At 68.9% G+C, this 6,470-nt stretch carries 5 protein-coding genes; 1 reads left to right on the forward strand and 4 read right to left on the reverse strand.

Features of this window, described 5'->3' with window-relative positions:
- The coding region (locus VIB55_RS14365; protein WP_331877342.1) for an SMP-30/gluconolactonase/LRE family protein at nt 1-1,252 on the forward strand (1,252 nt) is incomplete at its 5' end.
- Nucleotides 1,253-1,835: 583 nt separating this feature from the next.
- Here VIB55_RS14365 and VIB55_RS14370 read toward each other — a convergent pair.
- The 4 genes from VIB55_RS14370 to carB all read right to left on the reverse strand — a co-directional run.
- Nucleotides 1,836-2,336, reverse strand: a complete 501-nt coding sequence (locus VIB55_RS14370) for an SRPBCC family protein (RefSeq protein WP_331877343.1) — start codon at nt 2,334-2,336, stop codon at nt 1,836-1,838.
- 91 nt (nt 2,337-2,427) lie between these two features.
- Nucleotides 2,428-2,835, reverse strand: coding sequence for a hypothetical protein (locus VIB55_RS14375; protein WP_331877344.1), 408 nt, complete (start codon nt 2,833-2,835; stop codon nt 2,428-2,430).
- Nucleotides 2,836-2,948: 113 nt separating this feature from the next.
- Nucleotides 2,949-3,485 (reverse strand): hypothetical protein, encoded by a 537-nt coding sequence (locus VIB55_RS14380; protein ID WP_331877345.1) that lies wholly within the window; start codon nt 3,483-3,485, stop codon nt 2,949-2,951.
- A gap of 90 nt (nt 3,486-3,575) precedes the next feature.
- Nucleotides 3,576-6,470, reverse strand: a 2,895-nt coding sequence (gene carB / locus VIB55_RS14385) for a carbamoyl-phosphate synthase large subunit (RefSeq protein ID WP_331877346.1), incomplete at its 5' end; no start/stop codon positions are given.

The following is a 6,470-nucleotide window of genomic DNA, read 5'->3' on the forward strand; positions in this document are numbered from 1 at the left end:
CGCGCAGGAAACCGCCCCGGACACCGCAACCGCCGCATCCGACAGCACCTGGCGCGAGCACTACGAGGCGGGCGAAGCGGCCCGCCGCACGGGCGACTGGGGCACGTGGCGCTACGCCCTGGTGCGCGTGCGCGAGCAGATCGGCTATCACCCATCCATCGTGCTGAACCTGGCCCGTGCCGACGCGCGCCTGGGGCGGACGGAAGACGCCGTCGAGTGGCTGCGCGCGTACGCCGCCACGGGGCTGACCGGCGACGTCGCGGCGGACTCGGCGCTGGAATCCATCCGCTCGGCGCCGGGGTGGGCGGCCATCGCCGAACGGATCGCCGCCAACGCGCGGCCGGTGGGCGCGGCCCAGGTGGCGTTCACGCTGCCCGATTCCGCCTTCCTTCCCGAGGGCGTGGCGTTCGATCCGCGCACGGGGCGCTTCTTCCTGTCCAGCCTGCGCCACGGCGGCATCGCCGCGTACTCGCCGGCGGGCGGATGGACGGAGTTCGTCCCCCCGCGCCGCGACGGGCAGTGGTCCATGCTGGCCATCGCCGCCGACACCCTGACGCGAACCCTGTGGGCCGCTACGGCCGCGTCACCCCTCTTCGCGGGTTACCAGGCGGCGGATTCCGGACGCTCGGCCCTGCTGGCGTACGACATGGACACTGGCGCCCTCCGCCGCCGCTACGAGCCGCAGGGGGACGAGCGCCACACGCTGGGCGACATGGCCGTGGCGCCGGATGGCACCGTGTACGTGTCGGATGCGGACGAGGGCGTGGTCTATCGGCTGGAGCGTGGCGGGGAAGAGATGGAGCCGTTCGCGGCGGAGGGGCTGGTGTCGCCGCAGGGGATCGCGGTGGCGGCGGATGGGCGGCGGCTGTACGTGGCGGATTACGTACGCGGCATCGCCATCGTCGATCGTCAAAGCAGCGAGGTGGAGTGGGTGCAGGCCGCGGATTCCATCGCAATCTCCGGCATCGACGGCCTGGTGCGGGCCGGCCGCGGGCTGGTCGCGCTGCAGAACGGGGTTACGCCCAAGCGGGTGGTCTACCTGGAACTGGATTCGGCCGGAAAAGCGGTGACGGGCTGGCGCGCGCTGGAATCGGGCACGCCCCTGCTCACGCAGCCGACGCACGCGGTGGTGGTCGGGGGCGAGTTGTTCTTCATCCCCGACAGTGGCTGGGAGCGCATCGGCGACGACGGCGCGGTGAAGCCCGGGATGGTGCTGGAGCCCGCGCATCTGATGCGGATGCCGCTGCCGTAGAGGGGCCCCTCCCCCGCCCCTCCCCGCACAAACTGCGTGCGGAGAGGGGAGAACAACGACTTCTACGCGCACCGCACCACATCCTGTCATCGTGAGGCCCTGGCGCACCGAACCGGCCCCCGGCACCCGCGCCACACCCTGTCATCCTGAGGCCCAGGCGCACCGAACCGGCCCGCAGCACACCCTGCGCGGGCCGAAGGATCTAGCCTGAAACACGTATAAACCTGGGCGCGGCAGCGGTCACACAAGCCGGGGCCTCGGCTGCCGTGGGGCCCTCACCCGGCCGCGCTGACACGCGGGCCACCCTCTCCCACAAAGAGCGTGGCGAGAGGGGGTACACACCAGACCGTGGTGGCACGACTTAACTTCTTGCAGCACAAGAGCGTGTCATCCTGAGGCCCAGGCGCACCGAACCGGCCCGCAGCACACCCTACGCGGGCCGAAGGATCTAGCCTGAGCCACGTACAAACCTGGGCGCGGCAGCGGTCACAAAAGCCCGGTGCACACCCTGCCGGGGCGACTGAAGTCGCGGCAACAACCACACGAAGTCCGCCTTCGCGGACTCGCCTGCCCTCGTGCGTGTTCAGCCTTGTGGCGCGCCCGGAGCCCCCTCCAGGAACTGCCTCCACTCGTCGGACTCGGCGACGCGCTTCAGGACGGCGTTGCGGGTGTGGAGGAACCGCGTCATGTAGCGCCGCAGCACCAGGCGCTCGGCGATTCGGCCCAGGATGCCGAGCGGAGCGGCGAACCGGAGCTCGTCCCGCAGCATGGTCCCGCCATCCGGCGCGGCATCGATGTGGTGGTCGTGCACCATCGACGCGAACGCCCCGCGCACCATCGTATCCTGAAAGTAGCGCGGCCGGTCGAACGCGCTGATGCGGCTCGTCAGGTGCTGCCGCACGCCGAAGTGCCGCGCGCGCCACGTCACGGACTGCCCCAGCTCGATCAGCCCCGACGTCCGCCCCGCCACCGCCTTCTCACCCGTGTGCGCGAGAGAGACGCTGTGGAAGTCGATGCTGCGCGCCAGGTCGAACACGCGGTCGGGCGGCGCATCGATCTCAAGGGAGACGTGAATCGTGATCACCGGCCAACCCCAGGTTTCGTTCCCAAGATCCGGAACGAGGCGATTGAAGTTGAGGACATCCCCACCCTCGAGGCGAGCCGGTAGTAGACGTTCATGCGACCGGGCGCGGCGAATGGATGCCTGGCGGTGCGAAGATGTGCAGCAGCACCACCGCGATCAGCGCCGCGAGCGCGAGGTACTGCGCGGCCCACGGCCAGCGGTGGCGTGCCGCGAGCACCACCCCCGTGTACAGGCACGCCACCGCCCCGGTGCCGAGTGCCCAGAGCATGCCCGTAAACCACTGTTGCATGGGCGGTGTGGTCGTCCCCGCCGCCATCGCGGCGACCAGCATGTAGAAGAGCAGCGCGAGGAAGTACAGCACGAACGCCGCCCCGTTCAGGCAACTGAAAAGGACGCTGGAGCTCCGATCAATGCGGCGCCCCACCAGCGCGTCGCGGACGCGGCCGCCCAAGGTGGACTGTGTGGAACGCTCGTCAGTGGGCATCGAGATGCTGGACATGAAGGGAAGCCTGTTCGAGGGGAAATCAACAAACACCGTTCACCCGAAGAAGCCCGCTCCTGCGCAAACCCGCCGTTGATCGAATCGCTCGACCCGAGCAAGTAGCGATGGGCTTACCAGCCCTTCTCGTCTGGATCCCAGCCGAACGCCTTCTTCATCAACTCGCGGCCGAGTCGCGGCGCGGCGAGGCGCAAACGCATTTCACGTTCGGAGAGCGATCCGTACCGCACGCGGATGTCGGCCCGGCGCCGCTCATCCTCCAACCGGTTGAGTTCGGCGATGCATTCGAGCTTTTCACTGATCGGCATGCGCCGGTATCGCTCGTTCCGAGCTTCTTCGTCGCCCGGCAGAAACCCGGAAATCGGCATCAGGCAACCTCCCGGATCTGTCATCGACTTCACCGCGCCGGTCTCCACATCGACTTCCAGCCGTTTGTAGACACGGGGAAGCACGCGCGCGCCGCTGCTGAGCGTGGTGGCGAACGCGTTCTCCCGAATGGCAGGCTCAGCCCAGCCGAGCGTGATGTTCCAGTACCGCTCGTCGTCCGAAAGCTCCACCTCTTCCAGCCGGAGGTGCTTCAACTCGGATTCGGCGTACAGGTGGCGCACCCACTCCTGCGCCACCCCGAAAGCCTCTTTGACCGTGAGCATGGCCGCTCAGTGCGGGTGGCGCAACGATGGCCGGAGTGCCGTCGCACCGCGAGATATCGCGCTTCCCGCACCAGGTTCAAGCCGCGGACGTTATCCGCCAGCGGGCGCACCACCCCCCACCAGGTGCCCCGTGCGCTCCTGGATGCTGCGCACCTCGCGGGTGCGGCTGCGGAGGGCGCTGATGGCGTCTACCGCGGCTTCGGCGGCGGACATGGTGGTGATGTACGGAACCTTGTAGGTGATGGCCGCCCGCCGCGCCGCGTAGTCGTCGTACTGGCTCTGCTTGCCCAGCGGCGTGTTGATCAGCAGCGCCACGCTTCCCGAGATGATGTGGTCGGCCATGTTCGGCCGCCCCTCGTTCACCTTGAAGATGGCGTCGCACGGAATTCCGCGCTGCCGCAGGTACTTGGCCGTGCCCCCGGTGCCCTGGATGCGGAAGCCCATGTCGTGCAGGCGCCGCGCGATGGGCGTTACCGTGCGCTTGTCGCGGTCGTTCACGGTGATGATCACGTTGCCGCCCGAGGGCAGCTCCATCCCCGCGGAGATCTGGGCCTTGGCGAACGCCATCCCGAAGCTGTCGTCGAAGCCCATCGCCTCGCCGGTGCTCCGCATCTCGGGCCCCAGCACCGTGTCGCCCTCCAGCTTGTTGAAGGGGAATACGGATTCCTTTACCGCCACCCCGCCGACAGGAATCTCCTCCGGCAGGTGGAAGTCTGCCAGCCGCTCGCCGCCCATCAGCCGCGCGGCGATGCGGGCGAGGGGCACGCCCGTGGCCTTGCTCACGAACGGCACCGTCCGCGAGGCGCGCGGGTTCACCTCGATCACGTACACCTCGCCCTCGAAGACGGCGTACTGCACGTTGATCAATCCGACGACGCCCAGCTCCAGCGCGAACCGGCGCGTGCTTTCGCGCATCTGCTCGATGTGGCGGTCCTCGAGCAGGTACGGCGGCAGCACCTGCGCGCTGTCGCCCGAGTGGATGCCGGCCTCCTCGATGTGCTGCATCACCCCGCCGATCACCACCGTTTCGCCATCGCACAGGGCGTCGACGTCGGCTTCGAAGGCGTCTTCCAGGAAGCGGTCGATCAGCACGGGGCGCTCGTGGCTGACGCTGGCGGCCGTCGCAAAGTAGTGGCGCAGCTGCGGCTCGTCGTACACGATCACCATCCCCCGCCCTCCCAGCACGTAGCTGGGGCGCACGAGCACGGGATAGCCGACGCGCCCCGCGATCTCCGCCGCCTGCTCCATGCTGGTCGCCAGGCCGTTCGGCGGCTGGCGGATTCCGAGCGAGCGGGCCAGCTCCTCGAAGCGCTCCCGGTCTTCCGCGCGGTCGATGGCCTCCACCGGCGTGCCGAGGATGGGAACGCCCAGCCGGTCCAGCGGCTGCGCCAGCTTCAGCGGCGTCTGCCCGCCCAGCTGCACGATGACCCCCTCGGGTTGCTCCAGGCGGACGATCTCGAGAACGTCTTCCAGCGTCAGCGGCTCGAAGTACAGCTTGTCGCTGATGTCGAAGTCGGTGGAGTTCGTCTCCGGGTTGGAGTTGACCATCACCGTCTCGAAACCCGCCTCGCGCAGCGCCAGCGCGGCCTGCACGCAGCAGTAGTCGAACTCCACCCCCTGGCCGATGCGGATGGGCCCGGAGCCCAGGATGACCACCGTGTGCCGGTCGGACGGCTCGGACTCGTTCTCCTCGCCGTACGTCGAGTACAGGTACGGCGTGGTGGCGGGAAACTCACCCGCGCAGGTATCCACCCGGTTGTAGACGGGGTGCAGCTTCATCCCCCAGCGGCGCTCGCGGACGGCGTCCTCCGTTTCGCCGCGGATGCGCGCCAGCTGCACGTCGCTGAAGCCCAGCTTCTTCATCCGCTGCAGCGCGTCGCGGTCCACCTCGCCCAGCCCGGCGTACTCGCGCTCGGCCTGCACCAGCTGCTCGAGCTGCGCGATGAACCAGGGGTCGATGAAGGTGAGCTCCGCGACCTCGTCGACGGTGAAGCCGGCCTCCAGGGCTCGCTTGAGCTGGTAGTAGCGCTCGGGCGTCGGGCGGCGCAGGGCGCGGCGCAGCGTCTCGGCCTCGTCGTCGTCCAGGCGGTCTTCCTTGAGCGTGCTGGTTTCCCAGCCGCCGCGGCCCACTTCCAGCGCGCGGATGGCCTTTTGCCACGCCATCTTGAAGGTGCGCCCGATGGCCATCGACTCGCCGACGGCCTTCATCTGCACGCCCAGCGTGGCGTCGGCCTTGGGGAACTTTTCGAAGGCGAAGCGCGGGAACTTTACGACCACGTAGTCCAGCACCGGCTCGAACGACGCCGGCGTGCACGCGGTGATGGCGTTGGGCAGTTCATCCAGCGTGTAGCCCACGGCCAGCTTGGCGCCGATGCGGGCGATGGGGTAGCCCGTGGCCTTGGACGCCAGCGCGGACGACCGCGACACGCGCGGGTTCATCTCCACGATCAGCATTTCGCCGTTCGCGGGGTTCAGCGCGAACTGCACGTTGCAGCCGCCCGCCTCCACGCCGATCTCGCGAATGATGGCGATGGCCGCGTCGCGCATCTTCTGGTACTCCACGTCCGACAGCGTCTGCGCCGGCGCCACGGTGACGCTGTCGCCCGTGTGCACGCCCATGGCATCGACGTTCTCGATGGAGCAGATGATGACGACGTTGTCGGCCCCGTCGCGCATCACCTCCAGCTCGAACTCCTTCCAGCCGATCACCGACAGGTCGATCAGCACCTCGTGCACGGGCGATAGCTCCAGCCCGTGGCGCACCTGCTCCTCGAACTCCTCGCGGTTGTACGCGATCCCGCCGCCGGTGCCGCCCAGGGTGAACGACGGGCGGATGATGGCCGGATAGCCCGTGTCGTCCACGATGCGCCACGCGTCGTCCAGCGACCGCGCGAAGCCCCCGTGCGGCACCTTCAGGCCGATGCGGTCCATGGCCTTGGCGAACTCGCTGCGGTCCTCGGCCATGCGGATGGCGCGCGCGTTGGC

Source organism: Longimicrobium sp., from assembly GCF_036554565.1.
Lineage (GTDB): Bacteria > Gemmatimonadota > Gemmatimonadetes > Longimicrobiales > Longimicrobiaceae > Longimicrobium.

What these genes read in the sequence shown, in the direction of transcription:
- VIB55_RS14375 (WP_331877344.1), bottom strand. Translation starts at nt 2,835, where the DNA reads ATGTCCAGCATCTCGATGCCCACTGACGAGCGTTCCACACAGTCCACC.
- VIB55_RS14380 (WP_331877345.1), bottom strand. Translation starts at nt 3,485, where the DNA reads ATGCTCACGGTCAAAGAGGCTTTCGGGGTGGCGCAGGAGTGGGTGCGC.